General features: G+C 67.8%; 17 protein-coding genes. 12 read left to right on the forward strand and 5 right to left on the reverse strand.

Annotation, left to right across the window (positions count from 1 at the left end; all coding sequences use genetic code 11):
* The first annotated feature begins 94 nt into the window (after nt 1-94).
* The gene (locus WDU93_RS07595; protein WP_337319193.1) at nt 95-640 is read left to right on the forward strand and encodes a MerR family transcriptional regulator; all 546 of its coding nucleotides are present in this window, start codon (nt 95-97) and stop codon (nt 638-640) included.
* A gap of 69 nt (nt 641-709) precedes the next feature.
* Here WDU93_RS07595 and WDU93_RS07600 read toward each other — a convergent pair whose 3' ends face one another.
* Entirely contained in the window at nt 710-1,519 is an 810-nt protein-coding gene (locus WDU93_RS07600; protein WP_337319195.1) for a ParA family protein, read from the reverse strand.
* A gap of 92 nt (nt 1,520-1,611) precedes the next feature.
* Between WDU93_RS07600 and WDU93_RS07605 the strand changes: the two genes are divergently transcribed.
* The 3 genes from WDU93_RS07605 to WDU93_RS07615 are packed head-to-tail and all read left to right on the forward strand — an operon-like array spanning nt 1,612 to nt 7,355.
* Entirely contained in the window at nt 1,612-5,019 is a 3,408-nt protein-coding gene (locus WDU93_RS07605; RefSeq protein WP_337319197.1) for a pyruvate carboxylase, read from the forward strand.
* 48 nt (nt 5,020-5,067) lie between these two features.
* Nucleotides 5,068-6,864, forward strand: coding sequence for a MinD/ParA family ATP-binding protein (locus tag WDU93_RS07610; protein WP_337319199.1), 1,797 nt, complete (start codon nt 5,068-5,070; stop codon nt 6,862-6,864).
* Nucleotides 6,864-7,355 (forward strand): peptide deformylase, encoded by a 492-nt coding sequence (locus tag WDU93_RS07615; RefSeq protein WP_337319201.1) that lies wholly within the window; start codon nt 6,864-6,866, stop codon nt 7,353-7,355. Before WDU93_RS07610 ends, WDU93_RS07615 begins: the two co-directional genes overlap by 1 nt.
* A gap of 179 nt (nt 7,356-7,534) precedes the next feature.
* Here the strand turns inward: WDU93_RS07615 and WDU93_RS07620 are convergent, their stop codons facing one another.
* On the reverse strand, nt 7,535-9,361 hold the full coding sequence (locus WDU93_RS07620; protein WP_337319203.1) for an AMP-dependent synthetase/ligase: 1,827 nt from the start codon (nt 9,359-9,361) through the stop codon (nt 7,535-7,537).
* A gap of 116 nt (nt 9,362-9,477) precedes the next feature.
* On the opposite strand from WDU93_RS07620, the gene WDU93_RS07625 reads away from it, so the two are divergent.
* Both WDU93_RS07625 and WDU93_RS07630 read left to right on the forward strand, forming a co-directional pair.
* On the forward strand, nt 9,478-10,188 hold the full coding sequence (locus WDU93_RS07625) for a lysophospholipid acyltransferase family protein (RefSeq protein ID WP_337319205.1): 711 nt from the start codon (nt 9,478-9,480) through the stop codon (nt 10,186-10,188).
* 43 nt (nt 10,189-10,231) lie between these two features.
* Entirely contained in the window at nt 10,232-11,563 is a 1,332-nt protein-coding gene (locus WDU93_RS07630; RefSeq protein WP_337319207.1) for a class II 3-deoxy-7-phosphoheptulonate synthase, read from the forward strand.
* 74 nt (nt 11,564-11,637) lie between these two features.
* Here the strand turns inward: WDU93_RS07630 and pknB are convergent, their stop codons facing one another.
* Complete coding sequence (gene pknB / locus WDU93_RS07635; protein ID WP_337319209.1) at nt 11,638-13,599, reverse strand: Stk1 family PASTA domain-containing Ser/Thr kinase; 1,962 nt, start codon at nt 13,597-13,599, stop codon at nt 11,638-11,640.
* Between the two features lie 82 nt (nt 13,600-13,681).
* Entirely contained in the window at nt 13,682-14,878 is a 1,197-nt protein-coding gene (locus WDU93_RS07640) for a LysM peptidoglycan-binding domain-containing protein (protein WP_337319211.1), read from the reverse strand.
* 134 nt (nt 14,879-15,012) lie between these two features.
* On the opposite strand from WDU93_RS07640, the gene WDU93_RS07645 reads away from it, so the two are divergent.
* On the forward strand, nt 15,013-15,363 hold the full coding sequence (locus WDU93_RS07645; protein ID WP_337319213.1) for an Rv2175c family DNA-binding protein: 351 nt from the start codon (nt 15,013-15,015) through the stop codon (nt 15,361-15,363).
* Here WDU93_RS07645 and WDU93_RS07650 read toward each other — a convergent pair whose 3' ends face one another.
* Nucleotides 15,364-16,452 carry a polyprenyl synthetase family protein gene (locus tag WDU93_RS07650; protein WP_420064051.1) on the reverse strand — a complete coding sequence of 363 codons (1,089 nt, stop codon included), beginning with the start codon at nt 16,450-16,452 and terminating at the stop codon, nt 15,364-15,366.
* A 92-nt stretch (nt 16,453-16,544) separates the two neighbouring features.
* Here WDU93_RS07650 and WDU93_RS07655 point away from each other — a divergent pair, with 92 nt between their 5' ends.
* The 5 genes from WDU93_RS07655 to WDU93_RS07675 all read left to right on the forward strand — a co-directional run bounded on the left by WDU93_RS07655 (nt 16,545) and on the right by WDU93_RS07675 (nt 21,073).
* Nucleotides 16,545-16,934: a DUF3040 domain-containing protein gene (locus WDU93_RS07655; RefSeq protein ID WP_337319217.1), complete on the forward strand. Its 390-nt coding sequence runs from the start codon at nt 16,545-16,547 to the stop codon at nt 16,932-16,934.
* 253 nt (nt 16,935-17,187) lie between these two features.
* Nucleotides 17,188-17,619, forward strand: a complete 432-nt coding sequence (gene mraZ, locus WDU93_RS07660) for a division/cell wall cluster transcriptional repressor MraZ (RefSeq protein ID WP_337319219.1) — start codon at nt 17,188-17,190, stop codon at nt 17,617-17,619.
* A gap of 97 nt (nt 17,620-17,716) precedes the next feature.
* Entirely contained in the window at nt 17,717-18,655 is a 939-nt protein-coding gene (rsmH, locus tag WDU93_RS07665) for a 16S rRNA (cytosine(1402)-N(4))-methyltransferase RsmH (RefSeq protein ID WP_337319221.1), read from the forward strand.
* Nucleotides 18,652-19,263: a cell division protein FtsL gene (gene ftsL, locus WDU93_RS07670; protein ID WP_337319223.1), complete on the forward strand. Its 612-nt coding sequence runs from the start codon at nt 18,652-18,654 to the stop codon at nt 19,261-19,263. The genes rsmH and ftsL overlap by 4 nt, the downstream gene beginning before the upstream one ends.
* 25 nt (nt 19,264-19,288) lie before the next feature.
* On the forward strand, nt 19,289-21,073 hold the full coding sequence (locus tag WDU93_RS07675; RefSeq protein WP_337319225.1) for a peptidoglycan D,D-transpeptidase FtsI family protein: 1,785 nt from the start codon (nt 19,289-19,291) through the stop codon (nt 21,071-21,073).
* Nucleotides 21,074-21,092 lie beyond the last annotated feature (19 nt).

Raw genomic sequence — 21,092 nt, forward strand, 5'->3', positions numbered from 1 at the left:
GAGATTGCGACACACCTCGCCGCACGCCCGGATGTCATTGCCGGTGCAGGGCACCTGCTCTAGCGTTGAGGTAACCGTTCAGAGAGGACACAAGATGAATGCGGATGAGCCCAGCGGCGACCCGCGGTTCGTGACCGAACTCCTCTTCACGGACGGTCTGCCCGCGATGGATGACGAGGTCGGCTACCGCGGCGCTGTCGCCGCCCGCGCCGCCGGAATCACGTACCGCCAGCTGGACTACTGGGCACGTACCGAACTGGTCGTCCCCACCGTGCGTGGCGCCAGCGGATCCGGCTCCCAGCGCCTGTACGGCTTCCGCGACATTCTCGTGCTCAAGCTCGTCAAGCGCCTGCTCGACACCGGCATCTCGCTGCAGCAGATCCGCACGGCTGTCGAGCAGCTGCGCGCCGCCGGCATCCGCGATCTCGCCGGCACCACGCTCATGAGCGATGGTGCCTCGGTCTACCTCTGCACGTCCAACGATGAGGTCATCGACCTGGTCAGCCGGGGGCAGGGTGTCTTCGGCATCGCCGTCGGCAAGGTGTTGCGCGAGGTCGAGTCGACTCTCGTCGAGTTCGACCCGACCGCCCCCGACCCCGTCGACGAGCTCGCCGCGCGGCGCTCCAAGCGCAGCGCCTGAGCGAAACCGCCTCTGCGACGAAGAACGGCCGCCCTCGCGAGAGGACGGCCGTCTTGTGTCTGGTGCCGGTCAGGCCTGCGGGGTCTCCGGCACGGGGATGCGACCGGTGCGGATGATCCGATCCAGCAGCTGATCGAAGTCGGCCGCGAGTTCCTGGGCGGATTCGCCGGGCCAGATGTGCAGGGGCTTGGCGGCGCCCTGCGCCTGCTGCAGCGAGGTCCGTTCTGGCAGCTGCGGTGAGAGCACGAGCGGGCCGAACATGTCCCGCAGCTCCTTGATGCGGAACTGGTGCTCGATCGACTGCGGACGCACGCGGTTCACCACGATGCCGAGCGGCTGCAGTCGGGGGGAGAGGCCGCGGCGGATCTCTTCGATGGCGCGCAGCGCGCGGTCGGCCGCGGCGACGGAGAAGAGACCCGGTTCGGTGACGACCATGACACGGTCGCTGGCAGCCCAGGCCGTTCGGGTGAGAGCGTTCAGCGATGGTGCGCAATCGATCAGCACGAGGTCGTAGTCGGCCTCGACCGAGGCGAGCGCCTCCTCGAGCTTCCACACGTCACGAACGCTCGGGTGTGGTCCATCGAAGTTGATCGCCGAGGGGCTGCCGATGAGCACGTCGATCGTGCCGGGGTGCACCTTCGCCCAGCCGCTGGTGGTGATGGCCTGGCGGACAACCTTCTCCTTCGGGTTCGCCAAGACATCGGCGATGTTGAGCCGCCCGGCGATCTGGATGTCCATGCCGGTGGAGACGTCCGACTGCGGGTCGAGGTCGACCACGAGGGTGCGGAGGCCGCGGGCGAAGGCGGCGGAAGCGAGACCGAGCGTGACGGTCGTCTTTCCTACGCCTCCCTTGAGGGAGCTGACGCTGAGTACGTGCACGGACTCCACGTTACCTTGCCCTAGTCTGGACACACACTCAGCCCCCGCCCATGTGCGCGCCATCCGTGCACATCGAACACTCCGAGGTGTTCATGTTCAAGAAGATTCTTGTGGCCAACCGTGGCGAGATCGCCATCCGTGCATTCCGTGCGGCTTTCGAGGTGGGGGCGCGCACCGTCGCGGTCTTCCCCTACGAGGACAGGGGCTCGTTGCACCGACTCAAGGCTGATGAGGCATACGAGATCGGGGAGCGCGGGCATCCCGTCCAGGCCTACCTCGACGTCGACTCGATCATCCGCACCGCGCTGGATGCCGGCGCCGACGCGATCTACCCCGGCTACGGGTTCCTTTCCGAGAACCCGGAACTGGCCGAGAAGGCGGCCGCCAACGGCATCACCTTCATCGGACCGCCCGCCCATGTGCTGGAGATGGCGGGCAACAAGGTCGAAGCCAAACGGCACGCAATCGAGGCCGGCGTGCCGGTGCTGCGCTCGACCGAGGCATCCGACGACGTCGACGCCCTCGTCGCGCAGTCCGATGAGATCGGCTTCCCGCTGTTCGCGAAGGCCGTCGCCGGCGGCGGCGGACGGGGCATGCGTCGTGTCGAGACCAAGGGCGAGCTCGCGCCCGCTCTCGCCGAGGCCATGCGTGAGGCGGGCGCCGCCTTCGGCGACCCGCGCATGTTCCTCGAGCAGGCCGTGCTGCGTCCGCGTCACATTGAGGTACAGATCCTCGCCGATCAGCACGGGCACACCGTGCACCTGTTCGAACGGGACTGCTCGGTGCAGCGTCGCCATCAGAAGGTGATCGAGATCGCCCCGGCGCCGAACCTCGACGACGGCATCCGCGCCGACCTGCACCGTCACGCCATCGCCTTCGCCGAGTCGATCGGCTACCAGAACGCGGGCACGGTGGAGTTCCTGCTCGAGACGAAGGGGCCGCGCGCCGGCGAGATCGTCTTCATCGAGATGAACCCCCGCATCCAGGTGGAGCACACGGTGACCGAAGAGGTAACCGACGTCGACCTGGTGCGTTCGCAGATGCAGATCGCCGACGGGGCGACGCTGGCTGAGCTCGGACTGGAGCAGGAAGACATCCACCTGCGCGGAGCAGCCCTGCAGTGCCGCATTACCACCGAGGATCCGACCCAGGGCTTCCGCCCGGACACCGGCAAGATCACCACCTACCGTTCGCCCGGTGGTGCCGGCATCCGCCTCGACGGTGGCACGACTGCGGCGGGCGCGCAGATCAGCCCGTACTTCGACTCGATGCTGTCGAAGCTGACCTGCCGCGGGCGCTCCTTCGAGAGCGCCGTCTCGCGGGCGCGACGCGCCCTGGCCGAGTTCCGGATCCGCGGTGTGTCGACCAACATCCCGTTCCTGCAGGGCGTGCTCGACGATCCCGCGTTCCTTGCCGGAGACCTGTCGACGTCGTTCATCGACGAGCGACCCGAACTGCTGCGAGGTCGCCCGTCGAAGGACCGTGGCACGAAGCTGCTGCGCTGGCTGGTGGACGTCACCGTCAACAAGCCGAACGGCGAGGCGCCGCAGAGCGCGCCGCCTGTCGCCAAGCTTCCGGCGATCGATCTGTCCGCTCCGGCCCCCGCTGGTTCGCGTCAGCGACTGCAGGAGCTCGGCCCTGCCGGCTTCGCGGCCGCCCTGCGGGCGCAGACGCCGCTGGCAGTCACCGAGACGACGTTCCGCGACGCGCACCAGTCACTGCTCGCCACTCGGGTGCGCACCCGTGACCTGGTCGCGGTCGCGCCCTACGTCGCGCGTCTCACGCCGCAGCTGTTGTCGGTCGAAGCCTGGGGAGGCGCCACCTACGACGTCGCCCTGCGCTTCCTCTCCGAGGACCCGTGGGAGCGCCTCGCCGCCCTCCGGGAGGCGTTGCCGAACATCAACATCCAGATGCTCCTGCGCGGCCGAAACACGGTCGGCTACACCCCGTACCCGACCGAGGTGACCGACGCCTTCGTGTCAGAGGCCGCGGCCACCGGCGTGGACATCTTCCGCATCTTCGACGCGCTCAACGACGTGTCGCAGATGCGCCCGGCGATCGAGGCCGTGCTCGCCACCGACAGCGCGATCGCCGAAGCGGCGCTGTGCTACACCGGTGACCTCCTCAACCCGGGGGAGCAGCTGTACACGCTCGACTACTACCTGCGTCTGGCTGAGCAGATCGTCGCGGCCGGAGCCCATGTCATCGGCATCAAGGACATGGCGGGTCTGCTGCGCCCCGCCGCTGCAACGAAGCTCGTCACGGCGTTGCGCGAACGGTTCGACCAGCCGGTTCACGTGCACACTCATGACACCGCCGGTGGTCAGCTCGCGACGCTGCTCGCTGCCAGCGCGGCCGGAGCGGATGCCGTCGATGCCGCCTCCGCGCCGATGTCCGGGACCACCAGTCAGCCGTCGTTGTCGGCTCTCGTCGCCGCCCTCGCGCACACGGATCGCGACACGGGCATCGATCTACAGGCGGCCTCCGATCTCGAACCGTACTGGGAGGCGACCCGCCACCTGTACGCGCCGTTCGAGTCGGGGCTTCCCGGCCCCACCGGGCGCGTCTACCACCACGAGATCCCCGGTGGACAGCTGTCGAACCTGCGCCAGCAGGCGATCGCGCTGGGGCTGGCCGACGACTTCGAGCTCATCGAGAACATGTACGCCGAAGCCAACCGCATCCTCGGGCGCGTGCCCAAGGTGACGCCCTCGTCGAAGGTGGTCGGCGACCTCGCCCTTCATCTCGCGGCCGTCAAGGCCGACCCGGCCGACTTCGAGCAGAACCCGGAACGGTACGACATCCCCGACTCGGTGGTCGGATTCATGGCCGGCGAACTGGGAGACCTTCCTGGCGGATGGCCCGAGCCGTTCCGCAGCAAGGTGCTCGCTGGTCGCACCGTGACCACGGGCATCACGCCCCTCAGCGAGGCGCAGCAGGCCGCGCTGGGCGGTGAACCGACCGAGCGACGAGCCATGCTCAACGAGCTGCTGTTCCCCGCGCCGACCAAGGCGTTCCGCGCCAGCCGTGACGAGTACGGCGATCTTTCGGCGCTCGACACCGCTGACTACCTGTATGGCCTGGTCCAGGGCGCCGAGCATGTCGTAGAGATCGAGCGCGGCGTGCGGCTGTATGTCGGGCTCGAGGCCATCGGTGAGGCTGATCCGAAGGGCATGCGCACCGTCATGACGACGCTCAACGGGCAGCTGCGCCCGGTCGCCGTGCGTGACCGCGCGATCGCCGTCGAGGCGCACGACGTCGAGAAGGCCGACACCTCCAAGCCCGGACAGGTGGCCGCTCCGTTCTCGGGCGCGGTGACGGTGAAGGTGCAAGAGGGCGCCGCGGTGCGCGCGGGCGAGCCGGTGGCATCGATCGAGGCGATGAAGATGGAGGCGGCTATCACCGCTCCCATCGATGGGGTCATCGAGCGGATTGCGATCGGTGAGACGCAGCAGGTGGATGCCGGCGACCTTTTGGTCGTCATCCGCCCCGCCCAGTAATCTTGTGCGGGCGATGGAAGGCATCGCCCGCATAAGAGAGTGGACACCGTGACGCCGAAGAACACCGCTGACGCGGACGACGACGATACGTTCGGTGTGCTCGACGACACCGCGTCGCTCGACACGTCCTCCCTAGGGATCCTTGGGGGAACCGCGCACGTCGCCGTGAATCTGCCGACCGAGGAATACGACGATCTGGCCGATGACGGCGTCGTCGACGACGAGATCGACGCTTCGTTGTTGGACATCTCGGGTGTCGACACGTCAGAGCGGGTCGAGCAGGACAGCGTCGCCCAGATCGCCGAGTCGGGCGGGAGCTTCATCATCGATCTGCCCGCTGTCGCGTCTGGCGCAGACGAGCCCGTCGCGGATGACGCGGATATGGCCGAGCCGGAGCCGCTTGATCCGGAGCCGCTCGAGCCGGAGACGGTCGAGGTCGAGGTCATCGAGGACGACGTCGTTGAAGACGAACTGCTCGAGCCGGAGGTCATCGATCCCGAGGTCATCGAGACCGCAACAGTCGAGACCGTCGAGCCGGAGCCGGAGCCGGAGCCGGAGCCGGAGCCTGAGCCTGAGCCGGAGCCGGAGCCGGAGCCGGAGCCTGAGCCTGAGCCGGAGGCTGAACCGGAGCCCGAACCCGAACCAGAGCCCGAACCTGAGCTCGAACCTGAGCCTGCAGGGGAAGCCCTGTCACGGGAACCACACGATGTCACAGGCACGGACGCCGAGCCTGCGCTCGCACCGATCCCGGCCGCGTCGGCATCCATCCCGCAGGCGCCGACCCGTGACGCCCGCACTGAGGAGAACACTTCTGTGGACACCGCCGACGCATTGCCCGCCGCCCGCCCGGCGTCTGAGGTGACGCTGGCATCCAAGCGTCTCGACGATCTCGGCGAATCCGCGCGCGAAAGTGCGGACCTGCTCACGGCCGACCGCCTGCTGGACCCGCACCGGGTCGCCAAGCCGGAGCCGGAAGGAGCCTGGAGCCACCTGCTGTACACGCTGTCCGGGCACCGACTCAACATCGGCGACAGCCGGCGGGCGCGTGAGCGCAAGGCGCTCACCGCCCGGATCGCTGCCCCTCTGGCCGGATCGGCGCGTTTCGTGCCCGTGCTCTCGCGCAAGGGCGGCGTCGGCAAGACGACGGTGACCGCGCTGCTCGGCATGGCCCTCGCCGACGCCCGTGACGATCGTGTCATCGCGGTCGACGCCAACCCTGACCGCGGCACCCTTGCCGAACGGGTCGTCGGATCGCACGGCAAGTCGGTGCGTGACCTGGTGCGTCAGCAGCACGAGATCCGCGGGTATCACGACATCTCGGCGCTCGTCGTGCGTGACGAGACACGCCTTGATGTGCTGGCCTCCGACACGGACCCGCGGGTCTCCGAGGCTTTCGGTGACTCTGACTACCGCGACGTGGCAACCGTGGCGGCACAGTACTACTCGCTGGTGTTGACCGATTCGGGAACCGGCATCGTGCACTCCGTCATGGATGCCACGCTCGACCTCGCTGACCAGATCGTCATCGTCTCCGGTCTGTCGGTGGACGAGGCGCGGCTGGCGTCGGAGACGCTCACCTGGCTCGAGACGAACGGGCGTGCCGGTTTGGCTCGCGAAGCGATCGTGGTGCTCAACCAGTCCACGCCGGGCGCTCCCATGGTGCGCCTGAACGAGCTCGAGGCGCACTTCTCGACGCGCGCCAAGCACGTCGTGCGTGTGCCCTATGACCCGCAGGTCGCGGGAGGCGGCGCGATCGACTTCGCCAGCCTGCGCCCCGAGACCCGACAGGCGGCGCGGGAACTCGCTGCGCGTCTGATCCAGGGCCTGCGGACTCGGGCCGCCTGATGGCCGTTCGCGAGATCCGTCTGTACGGCGACCCCGTGCTGCGCACGGTGTCGACTCCTGTCGAGGTCATCGACGACGGCGTGCGGGCCCTCGTGGCCGACCTGGTCGACACCGTCGAGGTGCCCGGCCGTGCCGGCGTCGCCGCCAATCAGATCGGCGTCGCGGTGCGCGCCTTCAGCTACAACATCGACGGCGACATCGGCTACGTGATCAACCCGGTGCTCACCGAAGTGCGGGGCGAGCTCGTGCCGACCGGCGAGGGATGTCTCTCGGTGCCTGGTCTGTGGCACGACACCCCTCGGTACCCGTGGGCCCGCGTAGAGGGCATCGACCTCGACGGCGAACCCGTCGTGCTCGAGGGGGAGGGGTTGCTCGCGCAGGCGCTGCAGCACGAGACCGACCACCTCGACGGCATGGTCTACCTCGGCCGGCTGGAAGGCGAGGCCCGCAAGCTCGCGATGCGCCAGGTGCGCGAGAGCTCCTGGTTCTGACCCTTCGACAGGCTCAGGGCCCTTCGACAGGGCTCAGGGACCCAGGCCCTTCGACAGGCTCAGGGCCCTTCGACAAGCTCAGGGACCCAGGCCTTTCGACAAGGCTCAGGGACCTTCGACGGGCCCAGGGCTGCACGCAAGAACGCCCCGCACGATGTGCGGGGCGTTCTTGCTGAACCTCAGCCGAGCGAGACGTTCGTGGTCTGGACCGGCTCGTCGTAGATCGCGGCGATGTCGTCGGCGAAGTCACTCAGGATGACATTGCGCTTGATCGACATCTTCGGCGTCAGGTGGCCGGAGGCCTCCGTCCACTCGCCGGGCAGGATGGTGAACTTGCGGATCGACTCGGCGCGCGAGACACCCGCGTTGGCGCGGTCGATGGCGACCTGAACCTCGGCACGGACGGCCTCGTTCTCCGCCGCATCCGCCAGCGACAGGTCTGCGGGCAGCCCGTTGTTCGACAGCCACGTCGGCAACATCTCGGGGTCGAGGGTCACCAGGGCCGAGATGAACGGCTTCTGGTCGCCGACGACGACCACCTGACCCACGATCGGGTTCGAACGGATCGGGTCCTCCAACGCCGCCGGCGCGACGTTCTTGCCGCCCGCCGTGACGATGATCTCCTTCTTGCGACCCGTGATCGTGAGGAAGCCCTCGGAGTCGAAGCTGCCGATGTCGCCGGTGCGGAACCAGCCGTCGTGGAACGCCGCGGCGGTGGCCTCGGGGTTGTTCCAGTACTCCTTGAACACGTTGATGCCGCGCACCTCGATCTCACCGTCGTCGGCGAGACGCACCCCGACGCCCGGCAGGGCGGGGCCGACCGTGCCGATCTTCGCGCGGTCCGACTGGTTCACGGTGGCCGGCGCGGTCGTCTCGGTGAGACCGTAGCCTTCGAGGATGACGACGCCCAGGCTGTGGAAGAAGTGACCGAGGCGCGGGCCGAGGGGAGCGGAACCGGAGACTGCGTAGGCGACGTTGCCGCCCATGGCCTCGCGCAGCTTGCTGTAGACGAGCTTGTCGAACAACGCGAAGCGCAGCTTCATGCCGAAGGGGATCTTCTTGCCCTCTTCGAGGAGCTTCGAGTGCTCGATCGCGGTGGCCGCCGCTGCGCGGAAGATCTTGCCCTTGCCGCCGGCCTCGGCCTTCTGCTCGGCCGAGTTGTAGACCTTCTCGAAGACGCGCGGCACGGCCAGCAGGAAGGTGGGCTTGAAGGAGCCCAGGGCCTGCAGGAGCTGCTTGGTGTCGGGCTGGTGCCCCGTGCGGACACCAGCGTGGATGTCCAGGATCGAGATGAAGCGGGCGAACACGTGCGCGGTGGTGATGAACAGCACCGTCGACGCATCCGGAACAGTCACGACGTCGTGCAGTGCCCTGGCGGCATTGCGTGTGAGCTCGACGAAGTTGCTGTGCGTGAGCACGCAACCCTTCGGGCGACCGGTCGAGCCGGAGGTGTAGATGAGGGTGGCGATGTCGGCGCCGTTCGCGATGTTGCGACGACGCTCGATCTCGGCATCTTCCACATCCGCGCCCTGCGCGGTGAGCGTGTCGATCGCACCGAGGTGCAGCTGCCAGACATCGCGCAGCAGGGGCAGGTCGCCGCGGACCTCATCGACACGGGCGAAGTGCTCGGGCGACTCGACCATCAGCCAGGCCGCACCGGAGTCCTCCATGATCCACTGGATCTGGGCGGGGGAGCTGGTCTCGTAGATCGGCACCATTACAGCGCCGGCATAGAAGAGGGCGAAATCGACGAGCGTCCACTCATAGGTGGTGCGGGCGATGAAGCCGACCTTGTCTCCCGGTTCGACGCCGGCGGCGACGAAGCCCTTGGCCAGGGCGATCACCGCCGTCTCGAAGTCTGTGGCCGAGATGTTCCGCCAGCCTGCGCCGTCCGGCACAGAGAACAGCGCCAGGTTGGGCGTCGTGCGCACCCGCTCCCGGAGAAGGTCGGAAATGTTCGCCTCGGGATCGGCGGGGACGATCGCAGGGACTTCGAATGTGACCACGGCAGCTCCTTCGGCACCGGACAGGCGGGTATCCGTCGAGTCTAAGCCATGAAATCCAGTCGCAGGAAGTATGAAACTGAGTCGCGCCAGCATCCCGGCGCTAGACTTTCGACACCATGATCTACTGGCTGATGAAGAACGTCCTGATCGGGCCGCTTGTCAAGGCGATCTTCCGACCCTGGGTGGTCGGGCGTGACAACGTGCCCGCGACCGGTGGCGCCATCATGGCCAGCAACCATCTGTCCTTCGCCGACTCGATCTTTCTGCCGTTGATGATCGATCGGCGGATGTCGTTCCTGGCCAAGAGCGACTACTTCACCGGCAAGGGGATCAAGGGCTGGGCGACGCGGATGTTCATGAGCGGCACCGGTCAGCTGCCCATCGACCGCTCCGGTGGCAAGGCATCCGAGGCCTCGTTGAACACCGGCCTGCAGGTGCTCGGACGTGGTGATCTGCTCGGTATCTATCCGGAAGGCACTCGCAGCCCCGATGGCAAGCTCTACCGCGGCCGCACCGGAATCGCACGGATGGCGCTTGAGGCCAAGGTGCCCGTCGTTCCGGTGGTGATGGTCGACACCGACACCGCCATGCCGATCGGGCAGCGCATTCCCAACGTCATGCGCGTGGGTGTCGTGATCGGCGAACCGCTCGACTTCTCCCGCTTCGCCGGGATGGAGAACGACCGCTACATCCTCCGCTCGGTCACCGACGAGATCATGATCGCGCTGCAGCGCCTCGGCGCGCAGTACTACGACGACGTATACGCGTCGAGTGTGAAGGATCGGATGCCGGCGCCGGGCTCGCGTCGCCGCGGTCGCCGCCGCTGACACAACGAATCTCGGGCCGCTGAGCCGCCACTAGGATTGGGGCATGCTTCCCTCAGTCCTCGACGCATGGCGTTCGCTCCCGATCAAACAGCAGCCTCAGTGGGGCGACGCCGAGCGGGTCGCCGAGGTCTCTCAGCAGATCGCCGCGCTTCCGCCCCTGGTGTTCGCCGGTGAGGTCGACGCTCTGCGCGAGCGCCTGGCCCGAGCGGCATCCGGTGAGGCCTTCCTGCTTCAGGGCGGGGACTGCGCTGAGACGTTCGCCGGCGCCACCGCCGACCAGATCCGCAACCGCATCAAGACCGTGCTGCAGATGGCCGTGGTGCTCACCTACGGGGCCTCGATGCCCGTGGTGAAGATGGGTCGCATGGCCGGTCAGTTCGCTAAGCCGCGCTCCAGCGATACCGAGACCCGCGGTGACGTGACCCTGCCCGCGTACCGCGGCGACATCGTCAACGGTTACGACTTCACCGAGCAGTCCCGCCAGGCCGACCCCGCGCGTCTGCTGCAGGGCTACCACACCGCCTCCTCGACGCTGAACCTCATCCGAGCGTTCACGCAGGGTGGTTTCGCCGACTTGCGCGAGGTGCACTCCTGGAACAAGGGGTTCGCGCAGAACCCTGCCAACCAGCGCTACGAGCGCATGGCGGCCGAGATCGACCGGGCCATCAAGTTCATGGAGGCCGCCGGCGCCGACTTCGACGAGCTCAAGCGTGTGGAGTTCTACACCGGGCACGAGGGCCTGCTCATGGACTACGAGCGCCCGATGACTCGCATCGACTCGCGCACCGATAACCCCTACAACACCTCCGCGCACTTCCTCTGGATCGGGGAGCGCACGCGTGACCTCGATGGCGCGCATGTCGACTACTTCTCGAAGATCCGCAACCCCATCGGTGTCAAGCTCGGGCCGACAACCACGCCCGAGACCGCTCTGGCGCTCATTGACAAGCTCGACCCGGAGCGCGAGCCCGGACGCCTCACGTTCATCACGCGCATGGGCGCCGGCAAGATCCGCGACGCCCTGCCACCCCTGCTCGAGGCCGTGCGCGACTCCGGCGCGACCCCGCTCTGGGTCACCGACCCGATGCACGGCAACGGCATCACCACTTCGACCGGCTACAAGACGCGTCGGTTCGACGACGTCGTGGACGAGGTGCGCGGCTTCTTCGAGGCGCACCGCGCAGCCGGTACGTTCCCCGGAGGCATCCATGTCGAGCTCACCGGCGACGACGTCACCGAATGCCTGGGTGGGTCTGAGCAGATTGACGAGGCGACCCTCGCGACCCGCTACGAGAGCCTGTGCGACCCGCGCCTGAACCACATGCAGAGCCTCGAGCTCGCCTTCCTCGTGGCCGAGGAGCTCGAGAAGCGCTGAGCTTCACGACACCACGCCCCCTCTGATCGCTGCGCCACGCCGCACAGATCAGAGGGGGCGTCGACGTTGCAGGGTCAGAACGGGTTGCTGCGGATCTGGATGCCGACCTCGCTGCCCTTGCGACGCATCGCGCCCGCCTCGGGATCGGTGCCCGTCACTTCGGTGAACTCATTCGGGAACGCGCCCCACAGTCCGTTCCACGTCGGCTCGAAACCGGCATCCCGCAGGATCGCGGCAGCCTCGTCCCGCGTCTTGCCCTCGACATTCGGCACCTCGAACAGCTGAGGTCCGAGGGAGACGATGAGCGTGACGGTCTCACCGGTCTTCCACAGGCCCTCGCCCTCGCGGGCGGCGATGCCGATGACCTGGCCCTCGGCGATCGAGTCGTGGTGCTGTGAAATACGGTCGGCGTTGACCTCGAGCCCGGCGTCGGTGAGTGCATCCGTCGCACCCGCGATGCTCTTGCCCGTCACGTTCGGCACCGCGCCGACCGAGATCTGGACGAGGGCGGCGTCTGCTTCGTGCAGCGTGCAGCCGTTGCCACAGCCGAAGGCGTCGCCACCATCGCGAGGCGTTATGCGCACGTTGAGGACGAGGCCAGAGTCGAGGTTCGGGTCGAAGTACTTCTCGGAGCCGTCCTCGACGGTCACTCCGGCCGCGGTCAGCAGATCGCGAACCTCCTGCTCCGGCTTGCCGGTGAGCTCGGGGAGCTCGTGCTCGGCAGGCCCGGTCGACACGGTCACCTCGACGGTCGACTCGGGTTCGATCCGCTGCCCGGCCTCCGGGTCCGTGCTGATGACGAGTCCGGCGTCCACGTCAACCGAGCTCGCCTCGACGCGCTCAGGAGTGAAGCCGGCCTTTGTCAGTGCGGCGGCCGCCTGGTCATAACTGTCGCCTGCGACGGCAGGGACGGGAACCAGCGATCCGGGGCCGGAGCCGAACCACCATCCGACGCCACCGGCGATCACTGCCAGCAGCAGCACGAGCGAGAGCAGCAGGGCGCCACGCGCACGACGATGCGAGGTGCGGCGGCGCAGCAGGGTGGCGTTGTCCGCCGCTGGTTCGACGATCGCGCTGGGGCCGGTGAGGGCAGGCGTCACCGCCGTCCCACCGGGAAGGATCTTCGTCACCGCGCCGCTGTCATACGAGGTGCCCTGCGCGGGGGCCGTCGTGGTGGGCACCGGGGTGACGCCGAGCTCCCGCTCGATCTCGCGCAGGCGATCCAACATGGCCTGCGCATCGTCCGGGCGTTCATCGGGCGACTTCTCGGTCGCCCACAGCACGAGCTCATCGAGCTGATCTGGAACGCCGGGATTGCGCACGCTCGGACGCGGCACCGACTCGGTGGCGTGCTGGAAGGCGATCTGCATGGGCTGCTCGCCCTTGTACGGCTGCTCGCCGACGAGCATTTCGTAGAGCATGATGCCGAGCGCGTAGATGTCACTGCGCGCATCCGCGGTGCCGCGGGTGACGAGCTCGGGGGCCAGGTAGGCGATTGTGCCCAGCAGCTGGGCACCGGTGGCGGTGTTCGCTGTCGTCGCCCTGGCCAGGCCGAAGTCGCCGATCTTGATGCGGCCGTCTTCGGCCAGCAGCACGTTCTCGGGCTTGACGTCACGGTGCACGATGCCGGCGCGGTGAGCGGCTGCAAGGCCAGAAAGGATGGCATCCATGATCGTCACCGTCTGGGTGACGGTCAGCCGCCTCTGCTCACGCAGCAGCTCGCGCAACGTGATGCCGGGCAGATACTCCATCACTAGATAGGCGAGCTCGCCGTCCTGGCCCTGATCGAACACGTTGACCACGTGTGGGTCTGCCAGACGCGCCGCAGCGCGCGCCTCCTGGATGAACCGGCTCTGAAACGCCGAGTCGTCGCTGAGGTGCGCGTGCATCACTTTGAGCGCGATCCGACGCTCAAGACGCATGTCTGTGGCGACATAGACGGTGGCCATGCCACCACGCGCGATCCGCGCCCTGACGCGGTATCTGCCGTCGACAAGCCGCCCGATGAGGGGGTCGGCTTGCTGATTGGTCGTCACAGGGAAAGTCTAGGCAAGCGCGGCGGTGAGCCCGGGCAGCGGCTCGCGTCTGCCAGGTTTCGATCGGGTGACGATGGGCGTGTCAGCCGAGTTCTCGGAGCCACTGGTGCGCCTGCTGTTCCCACTGGCCGTAGCGGTGCGGATACGCCGAGATCTGCACGGCCTGCGCGGCAGCGCTGAAGCCCTTGTTCTGCCACCCCGAGACGTCGAGCAGTCCGCGGGTCTTCGAACCGTTGGGATCGGTGCGGCCGCCGTAGAAGACGAGGATGCTGCGGCGGGCGTCGAGGATCTGGGATCGGGTGCCCCAGCCCTGGCTCGGACGCTGCTGGAACAGGCCCAGCGAGTCGCGGTCGCCGTGGTCGAGGTTGCGCATCGACGACTCCACCATCGCGGTGGCCAGCGCGATCGCGATCGCGCGATCCGAGGCACCGATCTCGCGACCGATCGAGATGATCATCGCTGCGTACGACCGCTGCGTGGCATCCAGCTTCGCGAAGCGCTGGGCATTCGGCGGCGGTGTCGTGCGCAGCGTCTGCCCTGGATAGATGATGGCGCCCTGGCTGAGATCGTTGGCGCTGAGCAGCACGGCGACCGAGGTGCCGTACTTCTTGGCGATGCCGTACAGGGTGTCACCGGCGACGACCTTGTGGGTCTTCGCCGTGGAGGCCGATGTGCTCGGTGCCGACGTCGTCGGAGCGCTGGACGTGCCGGACGAAGCCGGGGCGGATGCGCCGGTCGCGGCGACCTTCAGCTTCTGGCCGGGGTAGATGATCGCCGAGGCGCCGAGGCGGTTGGCCGCGAGGATCTGCGACACCGAGGTGCGGTACTTCTTCGCGATGGCGTACACGGTGTCGCCGCGCACGACGGTGTGCACAGTGGCTGCGGTGGACGGCTTGGCGGACGCGGGGGCGGCCGGGGCGGATGTGCTGGCTTTCGCGGTCAGGCGCAGCTTCTGGCCCGGGTAGATCACGGAACGCCAGGTGAGGCCGTTCCAGCTCAGCACATCGACGGTGCGCAGCCCGTGCCTCGCGGCGATCGACGAGACCGTGTCGCCCGGACGGACGGTGTACGTCGTGGGTGCCGTCTTCGCAGCCGGCGTCACGGTGGCTGCCGCGGGCGCAGGCGGGAGCTGATGGGCAGGCGCGGGTGGGGGAATGCGCGCGGCCGTCTCTTCGGCTGATGCGGGCGCCGCCGTGAACGTTGCCGCAAGTGTGCCCATCACGGCGGCTGGGACCGCCCAGCGGGCCGAGCGTGCACGGGCGTTCTGGGTTCGAAGCATGGGTGAGTTCCCCTCAGTTCCGTCAAGACACGCTGACACGCATGTATAGAGATGTCAACTGAAGTGACACATGTGGTGTATGTGACGAATGAGGCGAAAGTGCGATGCGAGGGGGAAGGTGAGATAGTGGGCACGTGCCCGAGAACGACGCCCCCCTGCAGAACACCGACTGGTTGACGATCCCCGAGGTGGCCGAGGCCATCGGCGAGACGCCGGGGCGTGTGCGCCGTCTGCTCGATGAGCACTACCTCATCGGCTCGCGCCGCAACGGACCGGTCACGGTGCCGGCCGTCTTCCTCGTCGACGATGCCCCGCTCGGGTCCCTGCGCGGCACGATCATCGCGCTGCAGGATGCCGGCTTCGCCGATGACGAGGTCATCGACTGGCTGCTCACCGACGAGGAGACCTTGGGTCGCGCGCCCATCGCGGCTCTGCTCGCCGGTCACAAGAGCGAGGTGCGTCGCGTCGCTCGCGCTCTGGCCTGATCAGGCCGAGCGCGAGGTCGCCGCGGTCGCCAGTGCACGCAGATCGACCATCGCCCCGGCATCCAGCGGTGCCCCGTCGAGAGCGCCATCTGCCGCGGCGGCATAGCCGGTGATCATCTCCTCGATCTGCTCCGGAGCGCCGGTGTCGGCGATGAGCTGCTGCAGCTCTGCGATGCGCTGCGCATCCAACGCCACGTCGCCGAGCGCGGCATCCAACATCTGCTGCCCCCGGGCGTCGAGGCGCTCCCGCGCGATCGCGATGAGCGCGGTGCGCTTGCCCTCGCGGAGGTCGTCCCCTGCCGGCTTTCCGGTGACGGCGGCGTCGCCGAACACGCCGAGCAGATCATCGCGCAGTTGGAAGGCCATGCCGACCGGATGACCGAAGGCGCGCAGCGCGTCGAGCTGAGCGCCATCCGCCCCGGCAAGCGACGCTCCGAGCACGAGCGGCTGCTCGATGCTGTAGCGCGCGGACTTCAGTGAGGCGACTCGCAGCGCTCGCTCCAGCTGCTGCTCGGGCGGGTTCACGCTCCACGCGGACTCTTCGGCGATGTCGAGCATCTGTCCGACGGTGACGTCGCGACGCATGCGGGCATACTCACGTCGCACGTCGTCGGCGTGTGTCTCGCCGATCAGCGCTTCCTCCAGCAGGTCATCGCTCCACGCCACGAGCAGATCGCCCAGCAGCACGGCGGATGCCCGACCGAAGGCCTCGGCATCTCCGCTCCATCCCGCGTCGCGATGGGTCGCCTCGAGGGCCCGATGCGAGGCAGGGCGCCCGCGTCGGGTATCGGAGTTGTCGATGAGATCGTCGTGCACGAGCGCCGCCGACTGGAAGATCTCCAGAGCTGCGCACAGTCCCCACAGGGCGGGGGACTCGAGGGCGTCGGGCGAGCGGTGGTGGGCGATGGCGGCCCATCCGTCGTGGCAGAACCGGGCGCGCAGGCGCTTGCCGCCTTGCAGCGTGGATGCCGCCGCGTCGATGAACACGGCGGCATCTGGGCCGTACGCATCGCCTTCCGATCGCATGCTCGCGAGGAAGGCGTTCAGGCGTGTGGTCACGGTGTCGACGACCGAAGAGCTGGGCACGATTCCCAGCCTAGATGCAGGTTCTCCCTCAGCCTTCGGCTAGCCCGCGCGCCCCCGGGAGCGTAGACTGGAAGGAACTCACCGAGGGGGACGGAATGCCTCTTTCCGAACAGGAGCAGCGACTGCTCGACGAGATGGAACGCCATCTTCTTGCGAACGACGCGGACGTGGTCAGTGCGCCCTCGGGAGATCGCGCTCTGAGCTACCGCAATCTCATCTACGGCACGGTGCTGCTGTTGATCGGCATCGGTGGACTGGTGGCCGCCGTCGCGCTCGGTGACACCATCGGCGCGGTGGGCAGTATCATCATCGGCGTCGTCGCCTTCCTTGCGATGCTCGCCGGCGTCATGTTCGCCTTCACCCCGGTGCGCCGCGCTCCCGGCACGACGCCGAAGTCGCGCGAGCCGCGCCGGCCCCGGACCGATGACTCGTCCTTCATGGACCGCATGAACACGCGATGGGATCGGCGCCAAGAAGACCGCTGATTGCCCCTCGACCCGAAGCCCGGATGCTGAGCATCCGGGCTTCGTTGCGTTCCGGGTGATTTCCCTCCACTTTCCCTCCCTCTTCCTCCACCTGCTCACCATCCCCGAGATTCCGCGGAATCTCGGGGCTCTGCGTTGGGCAAGCGGGACGGTTCGCTGGGAATATCTCGCATTTGTCGTAGGAAAGTGGAGGGTTGTGGAGTAAAGTGGGGCGCACCTCGGGTTGGCCGGAACGAAGAGGGGGTGATGGCCGATGTTGCTGGGTACTCACACGCCGAAGCTCGACGACAAAGGTCGGGTCATCCTCCCGGCGAAGTTTCGTGAGGATCTCGCCGGCGGCATCGTCGTCACCCGAGGACAGGAACGCTGCCTGTACGTGTTCAGCACGGCTGAGTTCGAGGCGATGCACGACCGCATCCGCCAGGCTCCGCTGAGCAACAAACAGGCGCGCGACTTCCTGCGGCTGTTCCTCTCCGGTGCCAGCGCCGAGATGCCGGACAGCCAGAACCGCATCACGCTCCCCGCCCACCTGCGTCAGTACGCCGGGCTGGAGAAGGAACTGGTGGTCACCGGAGTCGGCGCACACGCCGAGATCTGGGATGCCACCGCATGGAACACCTACCTCGAAAGCAACGAAGAAAGCTACGCCGACCTGGAGCAGGAGGTGATTCCCGGCCTGTTCTGACCGCGGCTGTGATGCCTCGCCGCTCTGCCCCGACACACTTCCCCGGTGCCGGGTCGAGCGGAGAGGAATCAGAGTCGCAGGTCACCGGAAAGAGATCATGAACCTCCGCGACATCCACACCCCCGTCCTCCTGGAACGCAGTATCGAGCTGCTCGCCCCCGCGCTCGAACGCGACGGCGCGATCCTCGTGGACGCCACGCTGGGCATGGGCGGACACTCCGAGGCCTTCCTCGAGCGCTTTCCCGGCATCCGTCTGGTCGGCCTCGACCGTGACACGGACGCCCTGCGCATCGCGGGGGAGCGTCTCGCTCCGTTCGGCGATCGAGTGACCCTCGTCCACACGGTGTATGACGAGATCGGCCTGCACGCTCAGGGCGCCTCGGCGGTGCTGTTCGATCTCGGGGTCTCGTCGCTGCAGCTCGATGAGGCGGATCGCGGTTTCGCGTACTCCAAGGACGCACCGCTGGACATGCGGATGGACCAGACCCGCGGCACCACCGCCGCGCAGGTGCTGGCCGAGTACAGCGAAGGCCAGCTGCGTCGCATCTTCGAACGCTATGGCGAGGAGAAGCTGGCCGGCCGATATGCCCGCTTCATCGTCGAGGCCCGCGCATCGAAGCCGCTGACGCGGTCGGGCGAGCTGGTGGACCTGCTGATCGCCGCCACCCCCGCCGCGGCCCAGCGCGCCGGGCACCCGGCCAAACGCGTCTTCCAGGCGCTGCGCATCGAGGTCAACTCAGAGCTCAGCGTGCTCGCCGATGCCATCCCCGCCGCAATGGATGCGCTGGTCGTGGGCGGACGCATCGCCGTGATGTCCTACCAGTCGCTGGAAGACCGGCTTGTGAAGCAGGCCTTCGCCGCAGCATCCGCCTCGACTGCGCCCGCAGGTCTGCCCGTCGAACTGCCCGAGCACGCGCCGCGGTTCACGGTGCTCACCAAGGGTGCTGAGCTGGCATCCGAGGCTGAGCGTGCGAGCAACCCCCGCGCCATCCCCGTGCGCCTGCGCGCCGCCGAGAAGCTGCGAGACGCGCGATGAGCCTGCAGAGTGCGCGGGTATCGCCGTCTGTACCTCCGCGCCGCGTACCCGAGCGAGCGCCACAGCGACGCCTGCGGCCGGTTGAGCAGCCGGTCGCCCGGCGCCGCCCCAAGCTCGCGGGCGCGGTGCTCGCACTGGCGGGCGCCGTGGCCATCGGCGCGGCACAGATGGGGCTCTCGCTCGCAGCGACCCAGGACTCGTTCGTCGTCGCCGACCTCAACGCTCAGCAGCGCGCCCTCACGCTCGAGAAGCAGGCGCTGCAGGACGAACTCGCCGGCCTGAGCTCGCCCCAGTCGCTGGCCAGCCGCGCCGACGCCCTCGGGCTCGTCGTCGCGGGATCGGCGTCGTACCTGCGGCTCAGCGACGGCAAGGTCCTCGGCGCCGGTGAGGTGAGCGACTGGACCTCCACGGTCAACCCCAATGGGTCGAACGTGGTCGGCAACGCGCTCCTCGTACCCGAGCCTGTTCCAGTCGCGGAAGAGACAGCCGCCGAAGACACCGGCACCGGTCCGGCAGAAGTGGCGGACTCCACGGCGCAAGAGGGTGCGACATCACCCGCGCTCCCGCCCGCCGTCACCGACGGTCTCCCGACTCCCACGACCCGCTGACCTCGCCAGGACGGAGAAACCCCGCATGACGACACGAGCCACGCGCGGGCCCCGCCGCCGCACGGTCGCCGCCCTCATGGTGATCCTCATCGTGCTGTCGGCGTTCCTGCTGCGCCTGATCGACATCCAGGTCGTCCGTGCCGACGAGCACGTCGCCGATTCGTTGAGTGTCGGCAACCTCGGCAGCACGCAGCGCATCGCCGGCGCCGACGGCGACATCGTCGACGAGAACGGCACGGTGCTCGCCTCGAGCGTGCTCGTCTACGACGCACAACTGGACCCTCTCCTCATCCAGCAGATCGAGGACGACCCCGACGACGAACCAGACGTGCCGTGGGAGAAGGCGAGCAAGAAGATCGCTGAGATCATCGGCATGAAGGCCTCCGACGTGCGCGCCCTCGTCTCCGACAAGCTGGAAGCCGACCCGCACTCTCGCTATGTGCAGCTGAAGAAGGGCCTGACCACCCAGAAATACCTTGACCTCAAGGACCTCGGCCTGCCGTACCTGGCGATGATGCCGCGCTCGGTGCGGGTGTACCCGAATGGGGCGGTCGCCGGGAACATGATCGGATTCCTCGACGGTGAGGGCAACGGCCAGTACGGCATCGAGCGCACCGAGGCCGAATGCCTGGCACCCACCGACGGCGAGCGCACCTACCTGAGCGGCAAGGGCGGCGTGATCATCCCGGGCAGCGAGCGGGTCACGCCCGCTGTCGACGGCGGTACGGTCACCCTCACCATCAACAGTGACCTGAACTGGTACCTGCAGCAGATGATCGCCGAGGAGGCAAAGAAGCAGGGCGCCCAGGCCGGTTCGGTGACCGTCGTCGAGGTGGCGACCGGCAAGATCCGGGCTGCCGCCGAGTATCCCGCCCTCGACCCCAACGACATCAACTCCGTCGACCCCACGTACTGGAAGTCGCAGATCTTCTCGAACTCGTACGAGCCGGGCTCGACGTTCAAGGCCATCACCGCCGCCACGGTGATCGATCAGGGCGCCGCGTCGCCGCTGACGACCGTGAACGCCCCCGCGCGCCAGGTCTTCCCCAACGGAGCGGTCATCAACGACCCCGTCCGGCACCCTACGGTCAACTACACGCTCGCCGGAGCACTCATCGACTCGTCGAACGTGTCGCTGTCGAAGTTCGGAACGATGGTCACGCCTCAGGTGCGCTACGAATACCTGAAGAAATTCGGGGTCGGCAAGGCCACGGGAGTCGACTTCTACAACGAGGAGACCGGCGGGGTGCGCGACCCCGCGACCTGGGACAACCAGACGCTCTACACGACGACCTTCGGACAGGCCTTCACGATCACCACCGCGCAGCTGGCCGGTGCCTACCAGGCGATCGCGAACGACGGCAAGAAGGTCGACCTGTCGGTCGTGGAGTCGTGCACCGCCGCCGACGGCACGGTCACTGCGTCGGCTGATCCGGCCACGGAGCAGATCGTCTCGGAGGAGACCGCCGACGATGTGCAGCGGATGCTGGAGAACGTCGCTGTGCAGGGTTCTCTGGCTAAGCGCACTGAGGTTCCTGGGTACCGCATCGGCCTCAAGACCGGTAGCGCGCAGAAGTCGAACGGCAACGGCGGCTATAAGCAGGGGGTGTACTTCACCAGCATCGTCGGCGTCGCCCCGATCGAGGATCCGCAGTACGTCGTGGTGGTCACGCTCGACGAGCCGACTAAGCTGAGGTCTTCGGCCGCGAACGCCGACGCCTTTCAGAAGGCCATGACGCAGGTGCTGAAGACCTACCGCGTGCCGCCGTCGTCGCAGCCCATGGAAGAACTGCTTCCCAAGACGAACTGAGCCGGCTCCCGCCGCGCCT

Source organism: Microbacterium istanbulense, assembly GCF_037204145.1.
Classification (GTDB): domain Bacteria; phylum Actinomycetota; class Actinomycetes; order Actinomycetales; family Microbacteriaceae; genus Microbacterium; species Microbacterium istanbulense.

Excerpts from the sequence above, each read along its gene's own strand:
- WDU93_RS07595 (WP_337319193.1), top strand. The coding sequence starts at position 95 with ATGAATGCGGATGAGCCCAGCGGCGACCCGCGGTTCGTGACCGAACTC.
- WDU93_RS07605 (WP_337319197.1), top strand. The coding sequence starts at position 1,612 with ATGTTCAAGAAGATTCTTGTGGCCAACCGTGGCGAGATCGCCATCCGT.
- WDU93_RS07615 (WP_337319201.1), top strand. The coding sequence starts at position 6,864 with ATGGCCGTTCGCGAGATCCGTCTGTACGGCGACCCCGTGCTGCGCACG.
- WDU93_RS07625 (WP_337319205.1), top strand. The coding sequence starts at position 9,478 with ATGATCTACTGGCTGATGAAGAACGTCCTGATCGGGCCGCTTGTCAAG.
- WDU93_RS07630 (WP_337319207.1), top strand. The coding sequence starts at position 10,232 with ATGCTTCCCTCAGTCCTCGACGCATGGCGTTCGCTCCCGATCAAACAG.
- WDU93_RS07640 (WP_337319211.1), bottom strand. The coding sequence starts at position 14,878 with ATGCTTCGAACCCAGAACGCCCGTGCACGCTCGGCCCGCTGGGCGGTC.
- WDU93_RS07655 (WP_337319217.1), top strand. The coding sequence starts at position 16,545 with ATGCCTCTTTCCGAACAGGAGCAGCGACTGCTCGACGAGATGGAACGC.
- mraZ (WP_337319219.1), top strand. The coding sequence starts at position 17,188 with ATGTTGCTGGGTACTCACACGCCGAAGCTCGACGACAAAGGTCGGGTC.
- rsmH (WP_337319221.1), top strand. The coding sequence starts at position 17,717 with ATGAACCTCCGCGACATCCACACCCCCGTCCTCCTGGAACGCAGTATC.
- ftsL (WP_337319223.1), top strand. The coding sequence starts at position 18,652 with ATGAGCCTGCAGAGTGCGCGGGTATCGCCGTCTGTACCTCCGCGCCGC.
- WDU93_RS07675 (WP_337319225.1), top strand. The coding sequence starts at position 19,289 with ATGACGACACGAGCCACGCGCGGGCCCCGCCGCCGCACGGTCGCCGCC.